Source organism: Aminobacter sp. HY435, from assembly GCF_027568395.1.
Classification (GTDB): domain Bacteria; phylum Pseudomonadota; class Alphaproteobacteria; order Rhizobiales; family Rhizobiaceae; genus Aminobacter.
In genome coordinates this window covers 436,161-460,829 of record NZ_JANKZL010000001.1, presented here as the reverse complement: position 1 = coordinate 460,829, position 24,669 = coordinate 436,161, and the positions used below count along the sequence as shown (strand labels likewise).

Annotated in this window: 25 protein-coding genes, 1 tRNA gene and 1 riboswitch; of the genes, 17 read left to right on the top strand and 9 right to left on the bottom strand. The window is 62.6% G+C overall.

Translation table 11 applies throughout. The features are described 5' to 3' along the window. Positions 1-305: 305 nt before the first annotated feature. From proS to PCJ21_RS02215, 3 genes are read left to right on the top strand one after another with little or no spacing between them, the layout of a single operon-like run. Positions 306-1,634, top strand: a complete 1,329-nt coding sequence (gene proS, locus PCJ21_RS02225) for a proline--tRNA ligase (RefSeq protein WP_269929741.1) — start codon at positions 306-308, stop codon at positions 1,632-1,634. Then, positions 1,631-2,917 carry a lipoprotein-releasing ABC transporter permease subunit gene (locus PCJ21_RS02220; protein ID WP_269929740.1) on the top strand — a complete coding sequence of 429 codons (1,287 nt, stop codon included), beginning with the start codon at positions 1,631-1,633 and terminating at the stop codon, positions 2,915-2,917. Before proS ends, PCJ21_RS02220 begins: the two co-directional genes overlap by 4 nt. Continuing rightward, on the top strand, positions 2,917-3,603 hold the full coding sequence (locus PCJ21_RS02215; protein ID WP_269929739.1) for an ABC transporter ATP-binding protein: 687 nt from the start codon (positions 2,917-2,919) through the stop codon (positions 3,601-3,603). The genes PCJ21_RS02220 and PCJ21_RS02215 overlap by 1 nt, the downstream gene beginning before the upstream one ends. 544 nt (positions 3,604-4,147) lie before the next feature. On the opposite strand, the gene lipB is transcribed toward PCJ21_RS02215, so the two are convergent. Beyond that, on the bottom strand, positions 4,148-4,888 hold the full coding sequence (gene lipB / locus PCJ21_RS02210; RefSeq protein WP_269929738.1) for a lipoyl(octanoyl) transferase LipB: 741 nt from the start codon (positions 4,886-4,888) through the stop codon (positions 4,148-4,150). A 207-nt stretch (positions 4,889-5,095) separates the two neighbouring features. On the opposite strand from lipB, the gene PCJ21_RS02205 reads away from it, so the two are divergent. Continuing rightward, positions 5,096-5,180 (top strand) — tRNA-Leu (locus PCJ21_RS02205). 525 nt (positions 5,181-5,705) lie between these two features. After that, a complete protein-coding gene (locus tag PCJ21_RS02200) occupies positions 5,706-5,855 on the top strand; it encodes a hypothetical protein (RefSeq protein WP_269929737.1) in 150 nt (49 codons plus the stop codon). Here the strand turns inward: PCJ21_RS02200 and PCJ21_RS02195 are convergent. Next, the gene (locus PCJ21_RS02195) at positions 5,845-6,618 is read right to left on the bottom strand and encodes a class I SAM-dependent methyltransferase (protein ID WP_269929736.1); all 774 of its coding nucleotides are present in this window, start codon (positions 6,616-6,618) and stop codon (positions 5,845-5,847) included. The genes PCJ21_RS02200 and PCJ21_RS02195 overlap by 11 nt on opposite strands. Before the next feature lie 195 nt (positions 6,619-6,813). Beyond that, positions 6,814-7,938: an acyltransferase family protein gene (locus PCJ21_RS02190; protein ID WP_269929735.1), complete on the bottom strand. Its 1,125-nt coding sequence runs from the start codon at positions 7,936-7,938 to the stop codon at positions 6,814-6,816. 754 nt (positions 7,939-8,692) lie between these two features. Here PCJ21_RS02190 and PCJ21_RS02185 point away from each other — a divergent pair. Both PCJ21_RS02185 and PCJ21_RS02180 read left to right on the top strand, forming a co-directional pair. After that, positions 8,693-9,550 carry a glycosyltransferase family A protein gene (locus PCJ21_RS02185; RefSeq protein WP_269929734.1) on the top strand — a complete coding sequence of 286 codons (858 nt, stop codon included), beginning with the start codon at positions 8,693-8,695 and terminating at the stop codon, positions 9,548-9,550. A 40-nt stretch (positions 9,551-9,590) separates the two neighbouring features. Then, on the top strand, positions 9,591-10,358 hold the full coding sequence (locus PCJ21_RS02180; RefSeq protein WP_269929733.1) for a hypothetical protein: 768 nt from the start codon (positions 9,591-9,593) through the stop codon (positions 10,356-10,358). A 209-nt stretch (positions 10,359-10,567) separates the two neighbouring features. Here PCJ21_RS02180 and PCJ21_RS02175 read toward each other — a convergent pair whose 3' ends face one another. Continuing rightward, on the bottom strand, positions 10,568-11,212 hold the full coding sequence (locus PCJ21_RS02175; RefSeq protein ID WP_269929732.1) for a class I SAM-dependent methyltransferase: 645 nt from the start codon (positions 11,210-11,212) through the stop codon (positions 10,568-10,570). A 222-nt stretch (positions 11,213-11,434) separates the two neighbouring features. After that, complete coding sequence (locus PCJ21_RS02170) at positions 11,435-13,714, bottom strand: heavy metal translocating P-type ATPase (RefSeq protein ID WP_269929731.1); 2,280 nt, start codon at positions 13,712-13,714, stop codon at positions 11,435-11,437. A 70-nt stretch (positions 13,715-13,784) separates the two neighbouring features. Here PCJ21_RS02170 and PCJ21_RS02165 point away from each other — a divergent pair, with 70 nt between their 5' ends. From PCJ21_RS02165 to PCJ21_RS02155, 3 genes are all read left to right on the top strand, one after another. Next, positions 13,785-14,210 carry a MerR family transcriptional regulator gene (locus PCJ21_RS02165; protein ID WP_269929730.1) on the top strand — a complete coding sequence of 142 codons (426 nt, stop codon included), beginning with the start codon at positions 13,785-13,787 and terminating at the stop codon, positions 14,208-14,210. A 126-nt stretch (positions 14,211-14,336) separates the two neighbouring features. Then, positions 14,337-15,761 carry a magnesium transporter gene (gene mgtE / locus PCJ21_RS02160; protein WP_269929729.1) on the top strand — a complete coding sequence of 475 codons (1,425 nt, stop codon included), beginning with the start codon at positions 14,337-14,339 and terminating at the stop codon, positions 15,759-15,761. A gap of 188 nt (positions 15,762-15,949) precedes the next feature. Further along, positions 15,950-16,336 carry a MerR family transcriptional regulator gene (locus tag PCJ21_RS02155; RefSeq protein WP_269929728.1) on the top strand — a complete coding sequence of 129 codons (387 nt, stop codon included), beginning with the start codon at positions 15,950-15,952 and terminating at the stop codon, positions 16,334-16,336. A 27-nt stretch (positions 16,337-16,363) separates the two neighbouring features. Here PCJ21_RS02155 and PCJ21_RS02150 read toward each other — a convergent pair whose 3' ends face one another. Together PCJ21_RS02150 and PCJ21_RS02145 are read right to left on the bottom strand one after the other, a co-directional pair. Beyond that, the gene (locus PCJ21_RS02150) at positions 16,364-16,840 is read right to left on the bottom strand and encodes a methyltransferase family protein (RefSeq protein WP_269929727.1); all 477 of its coding nucleotides are present in this window, start codon (positions 16,838-16,840) and stop codon (positions 16,364-16,366) included. Continuing rightward, positions 16,837-17,835 carry a DUF1624 domain-containing protein gene (locus PCJ21_RS02145; RefSeq protein ID WP_269929726.1) on the bottom strand — a complete coding sequence of 333 codons (999 nt, stop codon included), beginning with the start codon at positions 17,833-17,835 and terminating at the stop codon, positions 16,837-16,839. Before PCJ21_RS02145 ends, PCJ21_RS02150 begins: the two co-directional genes overlap by 4 nt. Before the next feature lie 105 nt (positions 17,836-17,940). Between PCJ21_RS02145 and PCJ21_RS02140 the strand changes: the two genes are divergently transcribed. The 5 genes from PCJ21_RS02140 to cobO all read left to right on the top strand — a co-directional run bounded on the left by PCJ21_RS02140 (position 17,941) and on the right by cobO (position 21,021). Then, entirely contained in the window at positions 17,941-18,642 is a 702-nt protein-coding gene (locus PCJ21_RS02140) for a gamma-glutamylcyclotransferase (RefSeq protein WP_269929725.1), read from the top strand. Positions 18,643-18,697: 55 nt separating this feature from the next. Then, positions 18,698-18,890: riboswitch (cobalamin riboswitch) on the top strand. Positions 18,891-18,926: 36 nt separating this feature from the next. Further along, a complete protein-coding gene (locus PCJ21_RS02135) occupies positions 18,927-19,106 on the top strand; it encodes a CbtB domain-containing protein (RefSeq protein ID WP_269929724.1) in 180 nt (59 codons plus the stop codon). A gap of 16 nt (positions 19,107-19,122) precedes the next feature. Next, positions 19,123-19,902: a CbtA family protein gene (locus tag PCJ21_RS02130; protein WP_269929723.1), complete on the top strand. Its 780-nt coding sequence runs from the start codon at positions 19,123-19,125 to the stop codon at positions 19,900-19,902. After that, positions 19,895-20,404 (top strand): bifunctional adenosylcobinamide kinase/adenosylcobinamide-phosphate guanylyltransferase, encoded by a 510-nt coding sequence (cobU, locus tag PCJ21_RS02125; RefSeq protein WP_269929722.1) that lies wholly within the window; start codon positions 19,895-19,897, stop codon positions 20,402-20,404. The genes PCJ21_RS02130 and cobU overlap by 8 nt, the downstream gene beginning before the upstream one ends. Continuing rightward, the gene (gene cobO / locus PCJ21_RS02120; RefSeq protein ID WP_269929721.1) at positions 20,404-21,021 is read left to right on the top strand and encodes a cob(I)yrinic acid a,c-diamide adenosyltransferase; all 618 of its coding nucleotides are present in this window, start codon (positions 20,404-20,406) and stop codon (positions 21,019-21,021) included. The genes cobU and cobO overlap by 1 nt, the downstream gene beginning before the upstream one ends. A gap of 112 nt (positions 21,022-21,133) precedes the next feature. Here the strand turns inward: cobO and cbiB are convergent, their stop codons facing one another. Beyond that, complete coding sequence (gene cbiB / locus PCJ21_RS02115; protein ID WP_269929720.1) at positions 21,134-22,099, bottom strand: adenosylcobinamide-phosphate synthase CbiB; 966 nt, start codon at positions 22,097-22,099, stop codon at positions 21,134-21,136. Here cbiB and cobD point away from each other — a divergent pair. Together cobD and PCJ21_RS02105 are read left to right on the top strand one after the other, a co-directional pair. Beyond that, positions 22,098-23,156, top strand: a complete 1,059-nt coding sequence (cobD, locus tag PCJ21_RS02110) for a threonine-phosphate decarboxylase CobD (protein WP_442865942.1) — start codon at positions 22,098-22,100, stop codon at positions 23,154-23,156. The two genes, cbiB and cobD, sit on opposite strands and share 2 nt — an antisense overlap. After that, positions 23,153-23,656, top strand: coding sequence for a tyrosine phosphatase family protein (locus tag PCJ21_RS02105; protein WP_269929718.1), 504 nt, complete (start codon positions 23,153-23,155; stop codon positions 23,654-23,656). Before cobD ends, PCJ21_RS02105 begins: the two co-directional genes overlap by 4 nt. Positions 23,657-23,805: 149 nt before the next feature. On the opposite strand, the gene PCJ21_RS02100 is transcribed toward PCJ21_RS02105, so the two are convergent. Then, positions 23,806-24,609: a creatininase family protein gene (locus PCJ21_RS02100; protein WP_269929717.1), complete on the bottom strand. Its 804-nt coding sequence runs from the start codon at positions 24,607-24,609 to the stop codon at positions 23,806-23,808. Positions 24,610-24,669: the final 60 nt, after the last annotated feature.

Below are 24,669 nucleotides of genomic sequence, written 5' to 3'. Positions count from 1 at the left end.
ATCGCATCCTCCCAAGACTTTGACCGCGTAGGAGAGCGGATTTATGCTCCGCCCTCTCGGTTATCAGGGCACATTAGACCAAGCCGAAATGAATTGTCACGCGGAAATTTGCTTCTGAAGGGGCATTCCTGTGCTGCATTGCACAAGTGGTGTGCAGGCGCTGCCTTGCAATCAATCAGGGCAATCTGACGCTGCTTTGAAACGAGGCGCGGGTTTCCATCCGGCCATGAAATGGCTATGAAGCGCGTTCAAGCAAGCCTCATCAATTTGCCGATTCCGGCATCTGCGTTTTCATGGAACATTCGATGCGTCTGTCGCGCTATTTCCTGCCTATCCTGAAAGAGAATCCCCGCGAGGCGGACATCGTCTCGCATCGCCTGATGCTCCGCGCCGGCATGATCAGGCAGCAGGGGGCGGGCAGCTTCTCGTGGCTGCCGCTGGGCAAGCGCGTGCTCGACAAGGTGTGCCGCATCGTGCGCGAGGAGCAGGACCGGGCAGGGGCGCTCGAAATCCTGATGCCGACCATCCAGTCGGCCGACCTTTGGCGCGAAAGTGGCCGCTACGACGACTACGGCAAGGAAATGCTGCGCATCAAGGACCGGCATGAGCGCGACATGCTGTTCGGCCCGACCAACGAAGAGATGGTGACGGAAATCTTCCGCTCCTACGTCAAGTCCTACAAGGACCTGCCGCTCAACCTCTACCACATCCAGTGGAAGTTCCGCGACGAGGTGCGTCCGCGCTTCGGCGTCATGCGCAGCCGCGAATTCCTGATGAAGGACGCCTATTCGTTCGACCTCGACTACGAGGGCGCGAAGGCCGCCTACAACCGCATGTTCGTGTCGTATCTGCGCACCTTCACGCGGATGGGCCTGCAGGCGATCCCGATGCGTGCAGACACCGGCCCGATCGGCGGCGACCTCAGCCACGAATTCATCATCCTGGCCGACACCGGCGAAAGCCAGGTGTTCTGCCATCGCGACTACCTGTCGCTGCCGGTTCCCGGCGCCGATGTCGACTTTGCCAATGACGGCGAAATCGGCGGAATCGTACAGCGGTGGACGACGCCTTACGCCGCGACCGAAGAGATGCACGACGAGGCTGCATGGGATGCGGTGCCCGAGGCAGACAAGGTTTCGGCGCGCGGCATCGAAGTCGGCCACATCTTCCATTTCGGCGAGAAGTATTCGAAGCCGATGGGGGCCAAGGTGACCGGCCCCGACGGCAAGGAGCACTTCGTTTCGATGGGCTCCTACGGCATCGGTCCGAGCCGCCTGATCGCCGCCATCATCGAGGCGAGCCATGACGAGAACGGCATCATCTGGCCGGAATCGATCGCGCCGTTCGACATCGGCCTGATCAACATGAAGGTTGGCGACGCCGAGTGCGACCGCATCTGCGCCGAACTGTATGCGGCGTTCGAGGCTGCCGGCAAGGACGTGCTCTACGACGACACCGACCAGCGCGCCGGCGGCAAGTTTGCCACCGCCGACCTGATCGGCCTGCCGTGGCAGGTGATCGTCGGGCCGCGCGGTGCGGCTGCAGGCGAAGTCGAGCTCAAGAACCGCAAGAGCGGCGAGCGCGTGACGCTGCCGGTCGCCGAGGCGCTTGGCAAGCTGGGCGTTGCCGCATGAGCCAACAAGCGGCGGCGAAACCGGCGGGCGCTGGACCGTTTTCGGTGTTCGAGCGCATGGTGGCCTGGCGCTACCTTCGTTCGAAGCGCAAGGAAACGGTCATCTCGGTGATCGCATCGATCTCCTTCCTCGGCATCATGCTTGGGGTCGCCACGCTGATCGTGGTGATGGCGGTGATGAACGGTTTTCGTGCCGAGCTCTTGACGCGCATCCTCGGCGTCAACGGCCATCTCATCGTCACGCCGATCGACACGCCGCTCGAGGACTATGCCGCAGTGGCTGGCCGCATCAACGGCGTTGCAGGGGTCAAGTACGCCATTCCGCTCGTCGAAGGCCAGGTGCTGGCCCAGGGTAACGTCAGCAGCGGTTCCGGCGCTCTGGTGCGCGGCATCCGCGGCGAGGACCTCGGCAAGGTGACGCTGGTCGCCAACAACATCAAGCAGGGCTCGATTGTCGGCTTCGACGGCAGCGACGGCGTGGTGGTTGGCCGGCGCATGGCCGAAAACATGGGGCTGGTGCTGGGCGACAGCATCACGCTGGTTTCGCCTGACGGCGACGTCACCCCGATGGGGACGACGCCGCGCGTCAAGGCCTATCCGATCGTCGGCATCTTCGAAGTGGGCATGTCGGAGTATGACAGCTCGATCGTCTTCATGCCGCTCAACGAGGCGCAGCTCTATTTCAATTCGGAAGGCAAGGTGGGCTCGATCGAGATCTATCTCGACGATCCCGACAATGTCGATGCGATCAAGCCCAAGGTCGAGGAGGCGGCGCAACGGCCGATCTTCCTGACCGACTGGCGCCAGCGCAACCAGACCTTCTTCTCGGCGCTGCAGGTCGAGCGCAACGTCATGTTCATGATCCTGACGCTGATCGTGCTGGTGGCTGCGCTCAACATCATTTCGGGCCTGATCATGCTGGTCAAGGACAAGGGCCGCGACATCGCGATCCTGCGCACCATGGGCGCGACACGCGGTGCGGTGATGCGCATCTTCCTGATGACAGGTGCTGCCATCGGCATGACCGGTACGATCGCCGGCGTGCTGCTCGGCGTCGTCATCTGCCTCAATGTCGAGCGCATCCGGCAGTTCTTTTCGTGGCTTTCGGGCACGGTGCTGTTCAATCCCGAGCTCTACTTCCTGAGCCAGTTGCCCGCCAAGATGGACGTGAGCGAGACGATTTCGGTGGTGCTGATGGCGCTGGTGCTGTCGTTCCTGGCGACGCTGTTCCCGGCTTGGCGCGCAGCCAAGCTCGATCCTGTCGAAGCCCTGAGGTACGAATGATGGGCATCGAATCCGTTATCGAGCTCAAGGGCGTCGAACGCCACTATGAGCAGGGGTCTCGCAAGCTGACGATCCTCAACAACGCCAACTTTTCGCTGAAGCCCGGCGAAATGGTGGCGCTGGTGGCGCCTTCCGGCGCCGGCAAGTCGACGCTGCTGCACACGGCCGGGCTGCTCGAGCGGCCCGACGCTGGCGATGTCATCCTCAACGGACGCGCCTGCGGGCGGCTGTCGGATGACGAACGCACCGCGATCCGCCGCAACGACGTCGGCTTCGTCTACCAGTTCCATCACCTGCTGCCGGAATTCTCGGCGCTGGAAAACGTGATGATGCCGCAGCTGGTAAAAGGTCTGTCGCGCAAGGAAGCGAGCGAGCGGGCAGGCATGCTGCTCGAATACATGAAGATCGGCAAGCGGGCGCAGCATCGGCCGTCCGAATTGTCGGGCGGCGAACAGCAGCGCGTGGCGATCGCCCGTGCGGTCGCCAATGCGCCCCTGGTCCTGCTGGCCGACGAGCCGACCGGCAATCTCGATCCGGTGACCGCCGGCTATGTGTTCGACGCGCTTTCGGCGCTGGTCAGGCAGTCGGGGCTGGCGGCGATGATCGCGACCCACAATCACGAACTCGCCGCGCGCATGGACCGTCGGGTGACGCTGGCCGACGGCAAGGTCGTGGCGCTGCGCTAGCGCCTGGCGCGGCGTGCCGGACGCTGACGGTGCCGGCGCGCGCGGGCTGTGCGCCTATCCGCTGCTGTCGTCCACGACTGCCCCTGGATACCAGGTCTCCGCTCAATTTGCTTCAGATCGCGCGCTGAGCCGCTTTCCTTAACGGAGGACGGCTGGCGCTCGCGCGCATAAATCCTTTGTTTACTGTCGATTCTCTTGCCGTGGCTGCCTGCCGCCGCAACGCAATGGCTCGCGTTGACATTTGAACAAAAATAGAACAAATTACGAACATATTAAAAACAGGAGCGAGTTATGACCGATCTGATCCAGGATGTCGTCTCGATGGTGTGCATGAGCGCCTTTCTTGTCACGATGGCCATGTGGATCGGCGCGCTCTGACGAGCGCCCGCTGGGGACCTGTTCCCTGTATTTGGACAAGGGGTGCGGGCTTGCCCGCAGCTCGTCGCCCGCGGGCTCCACCGACGGCGGCTACGGGGCAATGCCCCTGTGCGTGCGGCTCCAGCCCGCGTTCCGTCATCCGGGCCCCGGATCACCAAGAGTGGTCTCAGGCAGTCTCGCTGAGCGCTGCGAGGGGAACTTCCGCCGGACCGAAGATATTCTCGAATGCAACCTTCAGGGCGACATCGAGGTTGTCCATCGTCACCGGCAGGCCAAGGTCGACCAGGCTTGTCACGCCATGGTCGCTGACGCCGCAAGGCACAATGCCGGAGAAGTGGCCGAGTTCCGGTTCGACATTGATCGCTATGCCGTGGAAGGAAACCCAGCGGCGCAACCTGATGCCGATGGCGGCGATCTTGTCTTCGGCCGGCGACCCGCCGGGCAGGGCCGGGCGATCGGGCCTGACCACCCAAACGCCGACACGATCTTCGCGGCGCTCGCCCTTCACATTGAACGACGCAAGTGCCTCGATGATCCATGCCTCCAGTGCTGCAACGAAGGCGCGGACGTCTTCGCGTCGGCGCTTGAGATCGAGCATGACATAGGCCACGCGCTGTCCCGGCCCGTGATAGGTGTATTCGCCGCCACGTCCGGTCTTGAACACCGGAAAGCGGTCGGGATCGACGAGATCCGATTCCTGCGCGCTGGTGCCCGCGGTGTAGATCGGGGGATGCTCGACAAGCCAGACAAGCTCGCCTGACGTGCCCTGGCGAATCTGGTCGGCGCGCGATTCCATGAAGGCCAGCGCCCGATCGTAAGGGGTGAGGCCGGGCTCGATTCGCCATTCGACAGGCGAGGAGCCGGAAATGGGCAAAAACGACGTGGCGATCAGGCTGCGTTCGGTCATTGTCTGGGTCCGTTCTTGTGCCTGATATGGCTTCTCAGGCCCGAAACGTCCAGTGCCAGGGCTGCCATGGCCGCCATTGTGGACAAATGTCGCTGCTTTCCGTTGGGGTATGCAGATTGATTGGAGAATATCGTCGAGGGCGCTTGTCTCCCCGGAAACGATTTGCTACATGCCGCGAGCCGGTTCGGACCGGCCCTCTGTGACAGTGCGGTCGTGGCGGAATTGGTAGACGCGCAGCGTTGAGGTCGCTGTGGGGCAACCCGTGGAAGTTCGAGTCTTCTCGACCGCACCATCACTTTTCAGGTGATCACCAAGTCACTTGATCGGCTGATCGGCCCCAGCGCCGGCAGCTTGCGGCGATCCGGGACCAGCTGGACTTTCCTGAAACAATTCAAGATTTTGCGCAGATTTTCTGTAGCGTTACACGCGCACCCCCTTCGAGCGCTCCAATTCAGCTGGGGCAGACTGGTTGTCGAAGGACAAAAGTTCAGCGTCATTACGTGAACGCAGGTCATGCGCGCGACACCGCAACCTCCCATTGTCCGTGCCTGGCTATGCTTGACCCTGGCGGCGTGATGATCCTCGACGATCGCGTAGGGCGCGCGACTTGCCCAGCAACCTGCGCCCGCGTGGGGCTGTCGACGGTTCATGGTATCGTCTGGTGATGTGAGGGTCGTCCACAAATCTCATCAAGTCATCGTCGAGACGCTATTCGGTCGACCGAGGGCAATGGGAGCCTTTCCTTGGACGGCGGGCAATGCGTTGCGGTTTTTGGGCAGCGCGGCGCAACTGCATCATCAGGGAGAACGTCGGTCATATGTCGACCCCTGCCGCCATTGGCCTCAACACTGGCAACAAGGGCATCGGGGCGCCAATCGCCGGCCCGTCGCAGTTTGAGTATTTCATTATCGACGCTAACCCGACCTCTGCCAGCGGCACCCTCAAGGCGACGGTGTTCAAATTCTGATAAGGCTCGCCCTGCCAGGTTTCGCGACAACGAGAACGTCGTGATTGTTGGCCCACGCCCGTTCGGTAAAGGAGAGAACACGCGTTTCCGGGATTGATGTAGCAATGTCGATGAGCTTGGACGGCCTTACAAGGGAAACGCCATAGTCGCCCATGTCGTGTTCCGTATATGCAGCGTAACCGTAGCCTCCCTGCTCGAACTGGCGCATGATCTCTGCCCACCCGGTGGGGTTGATCATGGGCCGGAGCGAATGCTCGATGATCGAGTAGAGACCGTGGAACGTGGCAACCAGAACGCCCATCGGGGAAAGCCGAGAGCTCAGGTGCTCAAGCCAGAGTTTCGTGCGCGCCTCGTCGACGTGGGTGAACAGCGAGCCTACCCAAATCAGGTCGAGGTCGCCGGGCAGATCTACCGCAGTCAGGTCCGGTTCGGAATAGATGCCATGGCCGCCCAGTGTCTCGGCACAAAAGTCAACGCCGCTTCGGTCGATGTCGCAATAAAACATCGAAGCGTCGGGAAAGCCTGCTCGTAAATATCGTGCTACCCGGCCATGGCCGCAAGGAATATCCAGAATCCGACGAACTTGGCCAAGACCGGATCGAGAGATGGCATTCAGGCACACCCGCAGACCGCTTGCCCCGACCGGGAAGTACCAAGCTTGACCAGAGTTGAACATGCTGTCGTCTGGAGCGACGATCTGTGATACTTCAATCGTCCCGCAACGCGGGTAGGCCGACAAGAGTTCTTCATGTAAGCTTGACATTCGGTCCCCCTGTTCCTCAGGCGCACGACGCTAGCTTCGCCCGTTGCCATTTGCAACGAGCGCGATGTTTGCCTTCCCAAAGCATAGCGAGGAAATACCATGGATAGAACCGTGCCCGCCGGCGCGGTAATCGGCACGTTCCCAAAACGAGAGCGGTGCTTGGCATCGCCAGCGGCACCCTCAAGGCGACAGTGGTCAAATCGTTATCGGGGGCCTGGCTTTCGTTGCATTCACGAAGGCGCGACGAAGCATGAAACTCGCCCGTTTCTCTATGAACTCGTAAGAGAGCGATGACAGCGGCAGAACTATTGCAAATGTTAGTGCCGCACTCGCGAAGAACGGGGCAGCAACGCCGGGCAGGGAAGCATATAGCCACTTGTAAGCGCCAGCCATGTTCAGGGAGCCGATAACGAGAGGATGCCATAGGTAGATGCTGAAGCTGGCTTCCCCCAGCTTGGCGGTCCATGCAAGCGACTTGAGCCGGAAGCGGTCAAATCCGAAGCCTGCAACCAGCAAGGCCAAAGCCGCGGCCCAGGTTGCGGCGAACGCAGTCGCCCAAAAGGCGCCAAAGACCTTGCTATAGTAGTGCATGATACTTGGAGCAAAGGTTGCTAGAAGACCAATGCAGAACAGCGCCGCGGCGATCACGAGCCGATGAGGAACCATGGAGTTCCACTTCTTCCAAGCCCAAAAAGCAACGACCCCTGCCGCAAAGTAATGAAGTTGATTGAAAATTGAGGAGGTGGCGAAGCTTGCCAGAACCTTGTCATCATTACCAATGATGAAGAAGTAGCGCCAGGCCGCGTTGATGCACACAGCGGTTGCAAAGAGTGCAACCGACCTCCCCAAAGAAAAAGCGAGCCAGGAGACGAGCGGAAATATTGCATAAAAGAGCATCTCGACGCCGATGGACCATGATGCCCAGACAACCCCTTCTGCGTATCCCGGAACGAGATTAAACAGAAACGTTGCTGAAATAAACATTTTGTCCAGTGGTATAACATAGCCGTTAAATACCACCAAGTGCCACGCGAAGAAAATCGCCATCATGAAGTAGTAGAATGGAGCAATCCGGAAAAACCGCCTCACATAAAAATCAATAACTTGCGAGCGGGTGTTCAAATTCCCGAAGTAGCCATAGCAAAGCACGAAGGCACTTAGGATGTAGAATAAGGGGACGCCATACCCGCCGAATTCGTAGATGTAACGAACCGAACTAGGGAATTCCAGCGAAGGCATCCTGATCAGGTGGAAGAGAAGGATGGTCGATGCAGCAAGCAGGCGCGTCGCATTGGCCCCGTCCAAAGTCGATCTTTGCATTCTGCTGCACCCTACGATCCGTGAGCATGGCCGTTCCGATCAGGCGTACCCGGCGTGTATGCCGATGTGCTCGTATTCTTCAGGGCTGTGTCTAGGCCGAATCCGAATATTTTGGCAAGAAAATCAAGGATGTCTTGGAATAAAAAGGCAGTCTGGCCATGATTTCATTCCTGCCTGTGCGGCCTCTGCGCAAGCAGCCCTGAGGCTCCCTGGCATCGCTGTGCTTCCCGACGAAGTCTGGGTTCGTCGGCCTGGTTCATCGCCATCATCATGTCGAGGAACGCGACCGCCTTGTGCAGATCGTCGATCGCTCTGGCGATGTGTCGGCGCAACATGGGCCGTTGCCCGCAAGACCAATCGCCGAAACTACGGCGGCTTGATGATCCTCGACGATTGCGTTTGGGCGCGCGGCTTGCCCAGCGACCTGCGCCCGCAAAGGGCTGTCGACGGTTCATGTATCGTCTGGGGATGTGGGTCGTTCACAAATCTCATCAAGTCATCGTCGAGACGCTATTCGGTCGACCGATGTCGAGCCCTTTCCTCGGACGGCGGGCAATGCGCTCCGGTTTTGGGACTGCTGGGCCGCTCATGCCCAAATATCCGAAGCAGGTGCGCCGCCTCACAACTGCTATCCGAAAACGGCAAGCAAAGGTTGTGGTAATTAGGTATCAGGCATATTGCAGATTGTGCATGTATCACTTAAAGGCACTTCCCTTGGTGGCCTTTGAGAGTGTTCGGCTTGGAGATGCATTGCGTGCTTGCCCGACAGAGTGAACTCGCGACGATCGTACTTTGCTACAGGGCGTCGACGGACGTTGTGGATGCTGTTCGATCATTGCTGGACCAGGATCTCCCTACGGAGATCGTCGTGGTCAACTCTGGCGGGGGTGACGTTCGCAGCGTGCTCAATAGGGCAGGCATCGATGTGCCATGCATCGAATACAAGGAGCGCCTGTATGTCGGAGCGGCCCGCAATCGTGGCATAGACGAAACACAAGCGCCGTTTGTTGCTTTTCTGGCGAGTGACTGTCGGGCGCGGGCTGGGTGGGTAGAAAAGCGTCTGTCTCGCCATCATCGCGGAGCGCGAGCGGTGTCCAGCGCCATCGTGAACAGCCATCCCCGCAACTTGGTCGCGTGCGCTGGCTACATCGGTATGTTCATGCGTCGGCTGCCCGGCTTGCCAGAACATCTTGCAATCCGCTTCGGCGCTTCGTTCGATCGAAAACTCTTCGAAGAGTTCGGTCAGTTCAACGAGAGCATCCAAACTTGCGAAGACACCGAGTTCTTGAAGAGGCTTCCGCACGACTTGCAGCCGGTCTGGGAACCCGAGGTTCAGACTGTTCATCTCAATGAAACGCGACTTACGCGGCTGATTGCGGATCAGTTTCAACGTGGCGTCCGCTATGGCCAAGACATGCATCGGATATTGGGAAAGACGCATTTGAAGATTGCCCGGGATGTGCTGCGCCAATCGCGTCCGGCACGGGCCCTGGCGCGCTCTGGCCTGAGGGGGCGCGATCTATTCTTCGTGATGATGTCGATGCCGATATTCTGGATCACGTTGGGTGCCAAAGCAGGCGGCGTGCTGTTTTCCCGATGGACGGCCAAATAGCTGAATCATGTTGAATGATTAGAATTTCAAAAGGTGCCGTGTGATTAGTAGCAATATCAAGCCAAGCATGTCGCGATGGAAATCCATATTCAAGCGCAGGCAAAAGGTAATTGCGGTCTTCAGCTTCCGCTTTGATGCGCACTTGGTTCCAGACTTGCTCGCAAACATCGATCCGATTGTCGATGGCTGGATAGCGTATGACGATCGCTTGTCGACGGGGGTGTTCAGCAATGAAGTCGAGCGACGACGCGCCTTGATCGGGGCTGCGCGGAACGCGGGTGCCGATTGGATATTGGCGGTAGATCCAGACGAACGCTTTGAAGGTTCGGTATCATCGCAAATCTCGGAACTGACCAGCAGGAAGGGGCGCATCGCGTGGGGGTTCAATTTTCGCGAACTGTACGCGCCGGACAGTTACCGCATCGATGGCATATGGGGAGCAAAGATCCGCTATTGCCTGTTTCGAGCATTCAACCCTTCAGAACGAACTGACACTGGATTGCATGACCTTTGGTATCCGCGGAATGCGGGCTTCAAGGAAATGCGCTGCGGGCTAAATCTCTATCATCTGAAAATGATCGATCCAGGTCGGCGAGCGGCGCGGCGCGATCTGTACAGTTTTCTCGACCCTGATCGCCGTGACCAGCCCATCGGCTATGACTATCTGGCGGATGAAACCGGTGTGCGGCTCGAGCCTATTCCGCAGGACCGTCAATATCATCCCCCTCACATGGACGACGGGGGGCTGTGGATGTTTGATCTCGGCGCTGGTGCTCAGGCTAGTGAAGGCAGGCCGGGGCAGTCCTAAGTCGCCGCCAACCTGGGATGCCCGGCCGACGGATGACCGCAGCCAAGAAGCGCGAAATTGCCCGTAGCGTACCTGCCGTTCGAGGTCTCGACATGTCCAGGGGCTTCTCACCCTGGCCATGTCGGTAGCAGACGACGCAGTCTATTGCTGCGCCGTATTGAGCGCGTTTCCCGCATAAAGGGGCCGGCGGATTGCTCTGCGAAGCAGAGTTATGCCTTCCGAACCAGCGACAGCCGGTCAAGATCGGGGACCAGTCCCCACTGCAGCGGTATCGTCTCCACGATCGCCAATCCAGCGTCCTTCGTGAGTTGTTGAAACAGCTCGAGCGTCATGTGGTTTCGGGCGTGGGGATTTTGCCCATAATGATTTTCCGGCGGTGCCGGGTAGTTTGAATGGTGAAGCAGTGCCATCCCACCTTGGCGCAACACTCGGGTGGCGTCCGCCAGGTAAGATGCGACGATATCCGGGCTGAAGTGAACCATCGCGTCGTAGCAGAATATTGCAGTCAGAGAATTGTCGGCTATCGGCTGAAAATCATAGCCATTATTTGCATAGAAATTGACGTTTGGGTGGCCAGCCAGGCGTTTCCGACAAATGTCGATGTTGTTGTCATGCAGGTCCATCAGGCTTAGTTGCCGAGCAAAGGGGGCCATTTTTTCCGCGTGCCGCCCGTGCCCACAGGCCAATTCCACGACGTCTGACAGATCAAGTTGATTGAACAACCGTCGAAAATGGGTTTGGTCGCCCCAGAATATATGTGTCCATTGTTCGGCATCGGCATAGTATGGGCTGTCGCGCCAATGCTCCCCAACCGTGGACACAGATTGTTCCAAACTACTATCGGCTTCGGCCATACGTTCCTCAGGCAGTGAGTGCAGATTCAAGTGAATTCCATAGCGAAGCTATAGGGCGATTTGCTGCGCGCAACAGGCGCAACCCTTGCCCGCCCGCCAGGGCGCGCAAGGTCGCAGCAAATGTGCATGATCCCTACTGGAAATCGAGTCTGTTTTTCCAGTCATGGACACTAAGGAAAGCCCGAAGTCGCGCACTGATGACCAGAACCGCTGTTGAACGCGCTAGCGCCCGCGCCAGGCAAGCAGGCGCATGGCGTTTGCCGTCACCAGAACGGTGGCGCCGGTGTCGGCGAGGATGGCAGGCCACAGACCGGTGATGCCGGCGATGGTGGTGACCAGGAACACCGCCTTGAGGCCGAGCGCGATGGTGATGTTCTGGCCGATATTGCCCATCACCGATTTCGACAGCGCGATCATGTCGGGGATGTCGGTCACGCGGCCGTGCAGGATGGCAGCGTCGGCGGTTTCGAGCGCGACATCGGTGCCGCCACCCATGGCGATGCCGAAGTCGGCAGCGGCAAGGGCAGGGGCGTCGTTGATGCCGTCGCCCACCTTGGCGACCACCTGGCCGCTCTTTTGCAGCTCGCGAACGATTCGCTGCTTGTCGTCCGGCAAAAGCCCGGCGCGAACGGGTATGCCCAGCCCGGTGCCGATGGCGCGCGCCGTGGCCTCGTTGTCGCCGGTCAGCATGACCGTGGCGATACCGTCGGCCTTCAGCGTTGCGAGGGCGGCGATGGCGTCGGGACGCGGCTCGTCACGCATGGCGAGCAGTCCCGCCACCTGCTGGTCGACCAGCAGGACAGAGACAGTCTTGCCTTCGGCGTTCAGGCCGGCGATGCGCTGGGCAAGCTCGGCCGGCAGGGGCGCGATGGCTGCTGCCGCCGCGGCAGAGGCCAGCAGCACGTCCTCGCCGCCGACCATCGCCGCCACACCCTTGCCGGCGATGGCCCTGGCGGCGGACGCCGGGGGTACCGGCACGCCGTCGGCCTTGGCGCGTGCCAGGATGGCGACGGCGAGCGGATGGCTGGAGCCCGTTTCAAGGGCCGCGGCGAGCGACAGGACCTTGGCCTCGGGCCGGGTGACGGCGACGATGTCGGTGACCTTGGGCTTGCCCTCGGTCAGCGTGCCGGTCTTGTCGAGCGCAACCGTCGTGACGCGGCGCATGCCTTCGAGCACCGCGCCGCCCTTGAGCAGCAGGCCGCGTCGCGCGCCGGCGGAGAGGCCGGCAGCGATTGCTGCGGGCGTCGAGATGACCAGCGCGCAAGGGCAGCCGATCAGCAGGATCGCCAGGCCCTTGTAGATCCATTCCGACCACGACGCCCCCAGGGCAAGCGGCGGAAGGATGGCGACCAGGGCACCGACCACCAGCACCGCCGGAGTGTAGTAGCGCGAGAAGCGATCGATGAAGCGCTCGGTCGGGGCCTTGCTCTCCTGAGCCTCCTCGACCAGCTTGATGACGCGGGCGATGGTGTTGTCGGCGGCGGCTGCAGTGACGCGGACCTTGAGCACGGCATCGGTGTTGATCGTTCCGGCAAAGACCTCGTCGCCCGACGCCTTCGCCTTGGGCACGCTTTCGCCGGTCACGGGCGCTTCGTCGAGCGTGCTCGAACCTTCGACGATCATGCCATCTGCGGCAACACGGTCGCCGGGGCGCACCAGCATGATGGCGCCAACACGGATCGAATCGGCCGGAACCTCGCGCGTCGAGCCGATTTCCTCGATCAGCGCCGTCTTGGGCACCAGGTCGGCAAGGCCGCGAATGCTGGCCCGGGCGCGACGGGCGGCTACGCCCTCGAGCAGTTCGCCGATAAGGAACAGAAGGACCACCATCGCCGCTTCTTCGGTGGCGCCGATGAAGACGGCGCCAATCGCGGCGATCGACATCAGGGTTTCGATCGAGAAGGGGGTGCCGGTTATGGCTGCGGTCATGGCGCGCCGCGCCACGGGTATCAGGCCGACGGCCAGCGCTGCCAGGAAGGCCCAGTGCCCGGCCTGCGGGATGAAATGGCCGATGGCATAGGCGCCGAGCAGGGCTGCGCCGCAGGCGATCGTCAGCCTGGCCTTGCGCGACTGCCACCAGGGGCCATCGTCGAGATCGAAATGATCGTGGCCGGTGTCCGTGGCATTCGCTGCCGCCGCCCCGTGGTCGTGTCCCGAATGGGTGCCGTGGTCGTGGGCGGCATGATCGTGCCCGGCATGATCGTGCCCGGCATGATCGTGATTGCACCCGGGTCCGTGCACATGCCTGGCGCCGCCGGTTTCGACGGCCCGCGTTGCGCCAAGCATCGCCACGGAATAGCCGAGCGCCTTTACCTGGCGCGTAATCTCGGCGGAGGGAGCCGCACCCGAGTGCGATACTGTCATCGTGCCGGCCGAGACAGAGATACCGACTTCGGTGATGCCGGGCAGGCGGCTGACCGCGTTCTCGATCTTGGTCGCGCAGGACGCGCAATCCATGCCGCCCACGCGAAATCGCGTCTTGCCGGCGCTGGCGTCATTCATGATGGATCCTTTCATTCCTATGTGAAGTGATGCTAGAATCTCTAGCGGCTAGAGGATCAAGGGGTATTTTGTGATGAATTTGCCGATCGGCGAACTGGCCCGGCGTACGGGCGTCAAGGTTCCGACCATTCGCTTCTACGAGCAGATCGGTCTGATCGCCGCGCCGCCGCGCACCGAAGGCAACCAGCGCCGCTACGGCAAGGCCGAGATCGATCGGCTGAATTTCATCCGGCACGCACGCGAATTGGGGTTCGAGGTCGACCACATCCGCGAATTGCTGGCAATGTCGCAGGAGCCTCAGGCTTCGTGCCATCAGGCGGACAGCATCGCCAAGGCGCACCTGCGCGAGGTCGACCGGCGCATCGACAAGCTGCAGATGCTGCGCGGCGAACTGGCGCGCATGATCGACGAATGCGGCCATGGCCGCATCTGCGATTGCCGCATCATCGAAGTGCTGGCCGATCACGGCCATTGCGCAAGCGAGCATGTGGCCTGATTGAAACAGCCGCGAAATGCCTTTGCGCCGCACAGCCGACGGGACGCATTTCATTTGATATTCCCGCACTTTGCGGGCTAGGGGTAACGCACTCCGAATCCCGAAATCCGCTAGCGGGACGCGCCGATGGAAGCCCAGCACGACCACATGCACGGCGTCGACGCCGCTGACGTCACCGGTGCCGAAATCTACGGCGAGGACGGGGTGATCCTTGCCTCATATCTCGCCCATATCGGCGCGGCGATCGCCGACCGCGACACGCTGACGCTGAAGCGCGACGTATCTGGACTGCACCAGTCGGAGCTAGGCGACCTGCTCGAGGCGCTGCTGCCCGAACAGCGGCTGGCGCTGGTCGAACTGATGGGCTCGGATTTCGACTTCTCGGCGCTGACCGAGGTCGACGAGGCGATTCGTCTCGACATCGTCGACAACCTGCCCAACGCCCAGATCGCCCAGGCGGTGCAGGAACTGGATTCCGACGACGCCGTCTACATCCTGGAAGATCTCGACGCCGAGGACCAGAACGAGATTCTGGCGCAACTGCCGTTCACCGAACGGATCAGGCTGCGGCGGTCGCTCGATTATCCCGAAGAATCTGCCGGCCGGCGCATGCAGACCGAGTTCGTGGCCGTGCCGCCATTCTGGACGGTCGGCCAGACCATCGACTATCTGCGCGACGACAAGGACCTGCCTGACCGTTTCAGCCAGGTGTTCGTGATCGATCCGACCTTCAAGCTTCTGGGCGCCGTCGACCTCGACCAGATCCTGCGCACCAAGCGCGCGGTCAAGATCGAAGAAGTGATGCATGAGACGCGTCACGCCATTCCCGCGACGATGGACCAGGAAGAGGCAGCGCGCGAATTCGAGCAATACGACCTCTTGTCGGCCGCCGTCGTCGACGAAAACGAACGTCTCGTCGGCGTGTTGACCATCGATGACGTCGTGGACGTCATCCAGCAGGAAGCCGAGGAAGATCTGCTGCGCATGGGCGGCGTCGGCGACGAAGAGCTGTCCGACACGGTCGCAGCCACCTCGCGCTCGCGCGTGCCCTGGCTCCTGGTCAATCTGGGCACCGCCTTCGTCTCCGCGTCCGTCATCAGCATGTTCGGGGCGACCATCGAGGAGATGGTGGCGCTGGCGGCGCTTATGCCGATCGTCGCGTCGCTCGGCGGCAACGCCGGCACGCAGACGATGACAGTGACGGTGCGCGCGTTGGCGACCCGCGACCTCGACATCTACAATGCCGGCCGCGTTATCCGCCGCGAGGTGATGGTCGGGCTGCTCAATGGCGCCGTCATCGCAGCAATCCTTGGCCTGGTGGCCGGTTTGTGGTTCCACAACCCCGACCTCGGCTTCGTCATCGCGGCGGCGATGGTCCTGAACATGCTGGCGGCGGCGCTGGGCGGCATTCTCATTCCGCTGTTCCTCGACAAGCTGGGCGCCGACCCCGCCATTTCATCATCCATCTTCACGACGATGATTACCGACGTGATCGGGTTCCTGGCGTTCCTCAGCCTGGCCACATGGTGGCTGCATCTCGGCAGCGGATAGGGCGGTGGCCCAGCGGTTGTGGGTCGCAGGCGTGATTGACTTTTACGTAAGTTGTGTGTGAGACTCAGGTCGGACTCAAAGTTGTTTTTCAACTGCGCGGCCTGCTTGCCGCCGGTGTGATCGCCACGGCTCGTGCCCGGCAGTATTTTGAGGCGGCGCGTTCTCGTCCCGCCGAGGGTGGAGCTCAGATGCGGGAATATTATTCGATCACCGAACTGACCCGCGAATTCGACATTTCGACGCGGACGCTACGATTTTACGAGGATGAGGGGCTGATCCAGCCGGTGCGACGCGGCAGGACTCGCCTGTTTCGCCCGTCCGACCGGCACCTCGTCCGACAGATCATGCGCGGCAAGCGGCTCGGCTTCTCGATCAACGAGATCCGCGAGATCATCCAGATGTATCGCGAGCCCCCCGGCGAGGTCGGTCAGCTCAAGCTGATGATCAAGCGCATCGAGGAAAAGCGCGAGGATCTGCGCCAGAAGCGGCGCGATCTCGAAGAGACCCTGGCGGAACTCGACCAGGCCGAAGAATCCTGCGTCGAGCGGCTGGTGGAGCTGGGCGTCAACACCTGATTCTGCCCGGCGGTCGCTGGAGGGCAATCAGATCCAGCGACGGACCTTCTTGGTGTAGTCGATGTACTTCTTGCCGAAGCGGGCGAGGAGATGTTTTTCCTCGCGTTCGATGGCCAGCTTCTGCGTTGCGAACGCCGCCATCAACGCAAGCAGGATGAACCACAAGCTGCTGACGACGAGGCCTATGCCGATCATCAGAAGCGTGTTGGCGAAATAGATCGGGTTGCGGGTGAACGAGAACGCCCCCGACGTCACGAGATGCTCCGACGCCTTGTCCGGCCTGATCGTGGTGTTGCCGCGCTTCAGTGCCTGCACGGCCGAATAATAGATCGCGATGACTGCAACGATGGCCAGCCAGCCGGCCGCAAACAGCAGGTCGGAGAGCGGCTCGCCGATCCAGGGCAGAGGAACCAGCAGGCCGAGAACGGTCGCCACAGCGATCGCGGCCAGATAGATAACCGGTGGCCACGGCACCGTATTGGGGGCGGCGTTGTAGTCGGTCACTGCGTTCCTCCGTCGATCATCGGATTGTCGGTCCTGCGGCTGCACATATCGGCGGCGTCTCCGACATGGGCCTTCAATTCAGGGCTGGGGTCGGCGGCGTAAAGACGGTCAAGCGAATCGTCCTTTTGCAGTTCGTCGAGCATGCACACACAGTAGCGCGAGCAGAATTCGGTGTCGCGGCTCTGCTCGCAGGAAACCTGGCAGGATTTCAGAAAACCGACCTCGCGGGTTTCGACGGGTGCCGGGAAGACCTGCGAAAGGGTCCAGACCAGGCCGATCAGGACCGGCTGGTGGACCAGGTAGAAGGCAAGGCTGTGCCGGCCGAAGAAGCTGAGCGGCTGCGACCAACGTCCAGGCTGCAGCCGGGCGAGACGGTCGAACAGGCCCGCCTTCAGGGCCAGCCGCGCAGCGCCGATGCCGATCAGAACCGCGCCGAACCACGGGAGCAGCGGCACGAAGTCGTTGGAGCGCGGCGGCGCGGTCGAAAGTCCGACCCACAACAGCAGCGGCTGGTTGAAGAACTCCGAGCGCAGATAGTGTGGCGCGGCGATGACCAGCGCCGCCACGACCAGCGTCAGCACGGGCGGCAGGCGCAGGAAGGCGAGGCCAAGCACGCTGGCCAGCGCGATCTGGTGCAGGATGCCGAAGAAGATGAAGGTGTTGGGCATCGCAATCCAGGTGGCCACCGATATCGCCAGGGCCGCGGCAACGACCATGGCCAGGCGCCGCCAGTAACCCGGCCAGCGAATACCCTTGGCATGCGCCAGAACGAGGCTGACGCCGACCAGAAAGAGAAAGCTCGAGGCGATGCAGCGGGCAAACAGCTTCCAGCCGCCATAGGCGGTCATGCCTGGCTCGACATAGCCGAAGAATTCGAGGTCCCAGGCAAAGTGGTAAACCGCCATGGCGACGAGCGCTGTGCCGCGGGCAATGTCGATGACCGAAACGCGCTGCGGCCGGGCTTGAACTTGTTCGGTGGTCGGATGCATCGTCATGGCCAATCGATTCAGCGTTTCGGGTGTCCCCGCGCCCATGCAGCACTATCATGGTTGCAACTGAGCAGAAGAGGGTTGTGTGAACGTCATGCACAAGGTTGCGAAATGAACAGGGGTGGGAACGGGCGCGTCATGGCGCTGACGGAAGAGCTGGTGGCCCGTTGCCACCGCGACGTCACCGATGCCGGGCCGGACCCCGACGCCATGTATCTCGACGATGGCGACTATGCCGCGATGATTGCCGGGACCCTGGCTGCGCGTCCCGACCAAGGTCCGCTCTGGCTGTTTGCCTATGGTTCGCTGATCTGGAAGCCGGAGGTCGAGCACACCGAAGAACGGGTCGCGCTGGCGCGCGGCTGGCACAGGTCGTTTTGCATCAACATGAACCGCTGGCGCGCCACCAAGGAGCAGCCGGGTCTGATGATGGGCATGGACCGGGGCGGGCAGTGCAAGGGCCTGGCGCTTAGGCTGACCGATGCCGACCCCGCCGAGCAACTGGACAAGCTGTTCCGCCGCGAGATGACGCTCAAGCCGTCGACCTACAAGCCGCGCTGGCTGAAGCTTGCCACCGACGACGGGCCGCTGACAGCGCTCGGTTTCGTCATCAACCGCAAGGGCAGGGCCTATGCCGGCATGCTGGGCGAAGACGAGGTCGCCGATCGTCTCGCAACCACCTGCGGCCATTGGGGCTCGGCGGCGGATTATCTCTACAATGTCGTGAAGAACCTGGAGCAGCGCGACATCCACGACCGCCATTTGTGGCGGTTGCAGCACCTGGTCGCCGAGCGGATAACGGCGCGCCGCTGACGCATTCGAACGCGGCGGCGTCGGAATTTGGTTTGCCGCGTCGTGCATTTCTTTCTATAGTCGCGCCGTCGTCGGTTCCGTTAGGAATCAAGAGGGAATGCGGTGCGGGCTCATTCGCCCAATGCCGCTGCTGCCCCCGCAACTGTGTGCGGTTAGCTCTCCCCAAATGCCACTGAAGCTTGCTTCGGGAAGGCGGGGAAGGGTGTCGATCCGCAAGCCAGGAGACCTGCCGGCGACAGGCACTGATCTCTATGCCCTCGGGTGGAGGGCGAAAGGACATTGAAATGAACACTGTTTCTTCGGCAATCGGCGCTGGCGTTTCCTCGCAGTCGCGCGCCATGCAGCTTTCCCTGGCCGCTCTGCTCGGCCTGTTCGTTGTTGGCTTCCTCGGGTTCTCGCACATGGAAGTGGTGCACAACGCTGCCCACGACTATCGCCACTCGATGGCTTTCCCCTGCCACTAACGAAAGCAACCGAACCATGTCCGTCTTTCGCAACGTCGTGTTCATCGCGGCGATCAGCGGCCTATTGGCCGGCGTGATCCTTGCCGCGCTCCAGACCTATGCAACCGTCCCGCTGATCTTGAAGGCGGAGACCTATGAAAATGCCGGCGGCGGCCATGAGCATGCCGCGGCATCCGCTGCCGGGACGTCCGCGCCAGTGGCAAGCTCGGCCGCACCTGCCGCCGACGCGCAGGCTGTCGCGCCGGCTGAGGAAGAAGAAGGCTGGGCGCCTGCCGACGGCTTCGAGCGCTTCGCCTATTCGGCTCTCGCCAACATCGTCAGCGGCGTCGCTTTCGCGCTGGTTCTGGTTGCCGTCTCCGAATTTGCCGGCGGCATAGCCAACTGGCGCCAGGGCGTGTTCTGGGGTTTTGCCGGCTTTGCCGTGTTCACCCTGGCCCCAGGTCTCGGCCTGCCGCCGGAACTGCCGGCCATGCCTGCCGCCGACCTCGGTGACCGGCAGGTCTGGTGGACCCTCACGGTTCTGGCGACCGCAGCAGGCCTCGCGCTGATCGCCTTCAAGCAGTCGTTGCCGCTGGCGATTGTCGGTGTCGCGCTGATCGTCGCGCCCCATGTCGTCGGTGCGCCGCAGCCGGAAAGCCACGATTCGCCCATCCCGGGCGACCTGCATCACAGCTTCGTCGTTGCCGTCACCATCACCAACCTGGTTTTCTGGGTGGTGTTGGGCGCAGTCGCCGGCTTCGTGCGCAATCGCTTCATGAGCGAGCCGGCGCCGTCGCTGAACGGCCGTCTTGCCTGAGAAGCTAACATTCCTGCTCGGCGGCGCGCGCTCCGGCAAGAGCGCGCATGCCGAGCGGCTCATCACGCAGTTTCCTGCGCCTTGGACGTACATCGCCACGGCGCAGGCCTATGACGACGAGATGCGCGAGCGCATCGCGATCCATCTGGGACGTCGTGGCGACGGCTGGCGGACGCTCGATGCACCGCTCGACCTGGTCGGGGCGCTTGGCACCGTGCCCGACGGCGCACCTGTTTTGGTCGATTGCCTGACGCTTTGGCTCACCAATCACATGCTTGCCGACCATGACGCCGAGGCCGAAAGTGCAGCGCTCGTCGGGCTGTTGGCTCGACCGCGCGGGCCGTGGTTCGTGGTCTCCAACGAAGTCGGCCTCGGGATCGTGCCCGACAATGCGCTGGCCCGCCGCTTCCGCGACGATGCGGGTAGGCTCAATCAGAAAGTGGCGGCCGTAGCGGGCGAGGTGCTGTTTTTGGTCGCCGGCTTGCCGATGAAGGTGAAATGATGAAGACGATCGACGAGCAGGAAGCCGAACGCCACCGCGCCAAGATGGCCAAGCGCAAGGCGGTTCAGGATGCCGAGGTGGCGGGCAAGACCATCGTCGAAAAGGGCCTCTTGATCGTCAATACCGGCCCCGGCAAGGGCAAGTCGACGGCGGCATTCGGGCTGGCGCTGCGCATGCTTGGCTACGGCCAGCGGGTTGGCGTCGTGCAGTTCATCAAGGGCGCCTGGCATTCGGGCGAGCAGGATGCATTCGCCAACTTTGGCGACCGCGTCGTCTGGCACACGATGGGCGAAGGATTCACCTGGGAGACGCAGGACATCAAGCGCGACATCGCCGCCGCCGAAGCCGCGTGGGCGAAGGCGAAGGAGCTTCTGGCCGATCCGAGCATTTCACTTGTCGTGCTCGACGAGCTCAACATCGCCTTGCGCTACGACTATCTCAGCCTTGATGACGTTGTCGCCGCCCTGAAGGGCAGGCGCGAGGGGCTGCATGTGGTGGTCACCGGGCGCAACGCCAAGCCGGCGCTGGTCGAAGCTGCGGACCTCGTGACGGAAATGGGCGCAACGAAGCACCATTTCGCCGCCGGGGTGAAGGCGCAGAAGGGAATCGAGTTCTAGCGCATCGGCCCGAAAATCGGACCCGATTTTCGGAAAGCACGATGCGCCAACTCAGTAAGTCAGAGCGTCCTTGGTGCGTCCATTCGGACGCACGGCGCCCTCGCGTCGCCGCTCAGAGCCAGATGGCGAAGCCGAACAGGCCGATGGCGCCGACGAGGATGGCGTCGGCCGTCCAGTAGAGGCGGAGTGCCGAACGGATATCCTGGGCATTGGCCTCGCGGCGGCCGCCAGCACCCATGAAGGCGTCCTCGACCATCACGCCGCCATAGGCGCGCGGGCCGGCAAGGGCGAGGCCAAGCGCGCCGGCCATGGCGGCCTCGGGCCAGCCGGCATTGGGCGAGCGATGCTTGTTCGCGTCGCGCCAGACGGCGTCCCAGGCGGCCTTCGGGTCGGCGCCGGGCACGAGGAAGGCGGCGAGCACGATGGCAAGCGAGGTCAGGCGCGAGGCTGGCAGGTTGATGAGATCGTCGAAACGGGCTGCCGCCCAGCCGAAGGCTTCGTGGCGCGTGGTGCGGTGGCCGATCATCGAATCGGCGGTGTTGGCGGCCTTGTAGGCCGCGCCGCCGGCGAAACCGCCGATGGCGAGCCAGAAGGCAGGGGCGGTGATGCCGTCGGAGAAGTTTTCGGCCAGGCTCTCGATGGCGGCGCGGCTGACGCCTGCTTCATCAAGGCGCTCGGGGTCGCGGCCGACGATCTGCGACACCGCCTTGCGGCCGGCAACGATGCCGCCGCTGTCGAGCGCATCGGCCACGGCCTTCACGTGGCTGCCAAGGCTGCGCTGGGCGACAAGGCTGGAGGCGGCGATGGCAGTGACAAGGATGCCGAAAGGCAGCAGGCCGAACAGGCGTTCGAAGGTGAAGGCGATTGTGGCGGGCACTGTGACGATGACGATGAGGGCAACCGCGCCCAGAAAACGGCGCCTGGCGTCGGTATCGGTGGCGCGGTTGAGGCTGGTGTCGAGAAAGGATATCAGCTTGCCGATCCAGATCACCGGGTGGCCGATGGCGCGCACCAGCCGGTCCGGATAGCCGAGACCGAGTTCAACCAGAAGCGACAGGAAGGCAAGCGGAAAAGACATGACGCTTCTTGCAGGACGTAGGACAGGGACCGTGGACCACGGCGGCAGCCTGGAACGGGCGAGGGCGCTGTTTCCGGGAGCGCCCGAGCCGTTCGTCGACCTGTCGACCGGGATCAATCCGAACTCCTATCCGCTTTTCGAGCTGCCTGCCACAGCCTTGTCGCGCCTACCCGAGCCGGGCAGGGCGCGCGACCTCGCGGCGGCTGCCGCCACTGCTTACGGCGCGCCGTCGGCGGCCCATGTCGTGCCCGCGCCGGGGACGCAGATCCTGTTGCCACGAATCGCCTCGCTGGTGCGCCCGGGCCGCGCCTTCGTGCTCGGGCCGACCTATCAGGAGCACGCGCGGGCAGCTGCGATCGCCGGTCACGAGGTTGCGGAAGTGCGCTCGTTCGAGCAGCTCGCCGAGGCCGATCTGGCCGTCGTGGTCAATCCGAACAATCCGGACGGGCGGGTCGTTTCCCGCGCCGATCTCCTCGGTCTTGCCGAAAAGCTGCGCGCCAAGGGAGGGCTGCTGGTCGTCGACGAGGCGTTCATGGATGTCGGGCCGCTGGCGGAGAGCCTGGCCGGCGACGTCGAGCAGGGCGGCATCGTCGTATTGCGCTCTTTCGGCAAATTCTACGGCCTAGCCGGCATCCGTCTCGGCTTCGCGCTGGCCCACCCAGATCTTGCCGGTCGACTGGAGGAGGAACTGGGGCCGTGGTCGGTGGCCGTGCCGTCGCTCGAATATGGCATCAAGGCGCTGGCGGATGCCGACTGGCAAGGCGAGATGCGGATGACCCTGGCGCATGCGGCCCACCGGCTGGACCAGGCTTTCGCTCGCGCCGGCGTGATCGTCACCGGCGGCACGTCGCTGTTCCGCCATGTCGACATTTCCGACGCCGCCGCTCTGTTCAAGGCGTTGGGGCGCGAAGGCATCCTGGTACGCAGCTTTGCCGACCGGCCGACGCAGCTGCGTTGCGGCTTGCCGGGCCACGAGGTCGAATGGCGGCGGCTGGACGTCGCCTTGGGCGACTGGGCGCAGGACAGGGAAACGGCGAAGAAGGAGGCGGCGCGGTGATCTATGTCTGCCCGTTGTCGAAGGTTGACGAGACAGTCGCGCGCATTGGCGCGGAACGGCTGGTCTCGCTGCTGTCGGCCGGCACCGAGATGACGCGGCCAGTGTCGATCCGCGCCGAAAACCACCTGCTGATGAACATGCACGACATCGCGGCCGTGCAGGAGGGCATGACGCTGCCCGGCGAGGCGCATGTGCGGCGGTTGCTGGATTTCGCCCACGCCTGGGACCGTTCGCGGCCGCTGGCGATCAACTGCTGGGCGGGTGTCAGCCGCTCGACGGCGTCCGCCTACATTATTGCTGCGGCATTCGACCCGTCGCGCGACGAGGCTGAACTTGCGCTGTTGTTACGGAGGCTTTCACCGACAGCGACGCCCAATCCGCGGCTGATCGCGGTGGCGGACCAGATGCTTGGCCGCAAGGGACGGATGGTGACGGCGATCGCCGCCATCGGCCGTGGCGCCGACTGCTTCGAGGGCGTGCCGTTCGGGCTGGAGGTCTAGGTCGTCGATGACGGGCACCCCAAAACCTCATGGTGAGCCTGTCGAACCATAGGTTTTGGAGCAGACAGTACTTGGCGCCGCCTGGCGCCCTCGTGGTTCGACAGGCTCACCATGAGGGCTACTGAAGTGGCGTTGCCGTGTGAAAGCCTTCAGGCGATCCAGTCGGCCAGCCTGGCCTTGCGGATGTCCTGCAACAGCCGGACGAACCCCTTGGCCTGATGCGCAGCCGTCAACCGGCCCTTCTCGGCAGTTGCCACGGAGGCATTGCCGACCACGCCGTGCGGGTTGAGATCGCTTGATATCCACGAAAAGCCATGCGGGCCGTGCGGCCGCAGCAGCTCGAACTCACCTTCCGCGCGATCAAAGCTCGAGGCAAAGTCCTGCGCCTTGGCCATGTCGACGAGCTCGGGGCGGAAATGCAGCATCAGCGAGGTCTCGACATCGCCGCCGTGAATGCCCAACTGGATTTCACGGGCAGGGTAGAGCTCGTCCGGATGACCAAAGCGCCCCCAGCTCGAACGCACCGACAGGGCGCCGAAACGCACGCGCAGTTCGCGCGAGACGATGCCCATGACCTCCTCGTTGCCGCCATGCGAGGTGATGAACACGAATTTGCGGATACCCGCGCGGGCAACCGAGGCGCCGAGTTCGGTCCAGGCGTCGACCAGCATGTTGGCCGGCAGGCTGAGCGTGCCGGGCGCGTGAATGTGCTCGTCGGACTTGCCGACCGCCTGGATGGGCAGGAAACGGGCATCGAGATCATCGGGCAGGTGGGTGAAGGTCTCGGCAAGCATGCCTTCCATGATGGCGAGATCGGTCGACACAGGCAGATGCGGGCCGTGCTGCTCGATGGCAGCGACTGGAATGACGGCGATGGCGGCCTCCGGATCGAGACCGGTGAAATCGGCCGCCTTGAAGTCGCCCCACCAGACACGTCGCTGCATTTTCGTCACTGCCCGGCCTCGCCGCATGAAATTCGCCTCCGACTGAATATGTCAGCGCGGTCGATTTTG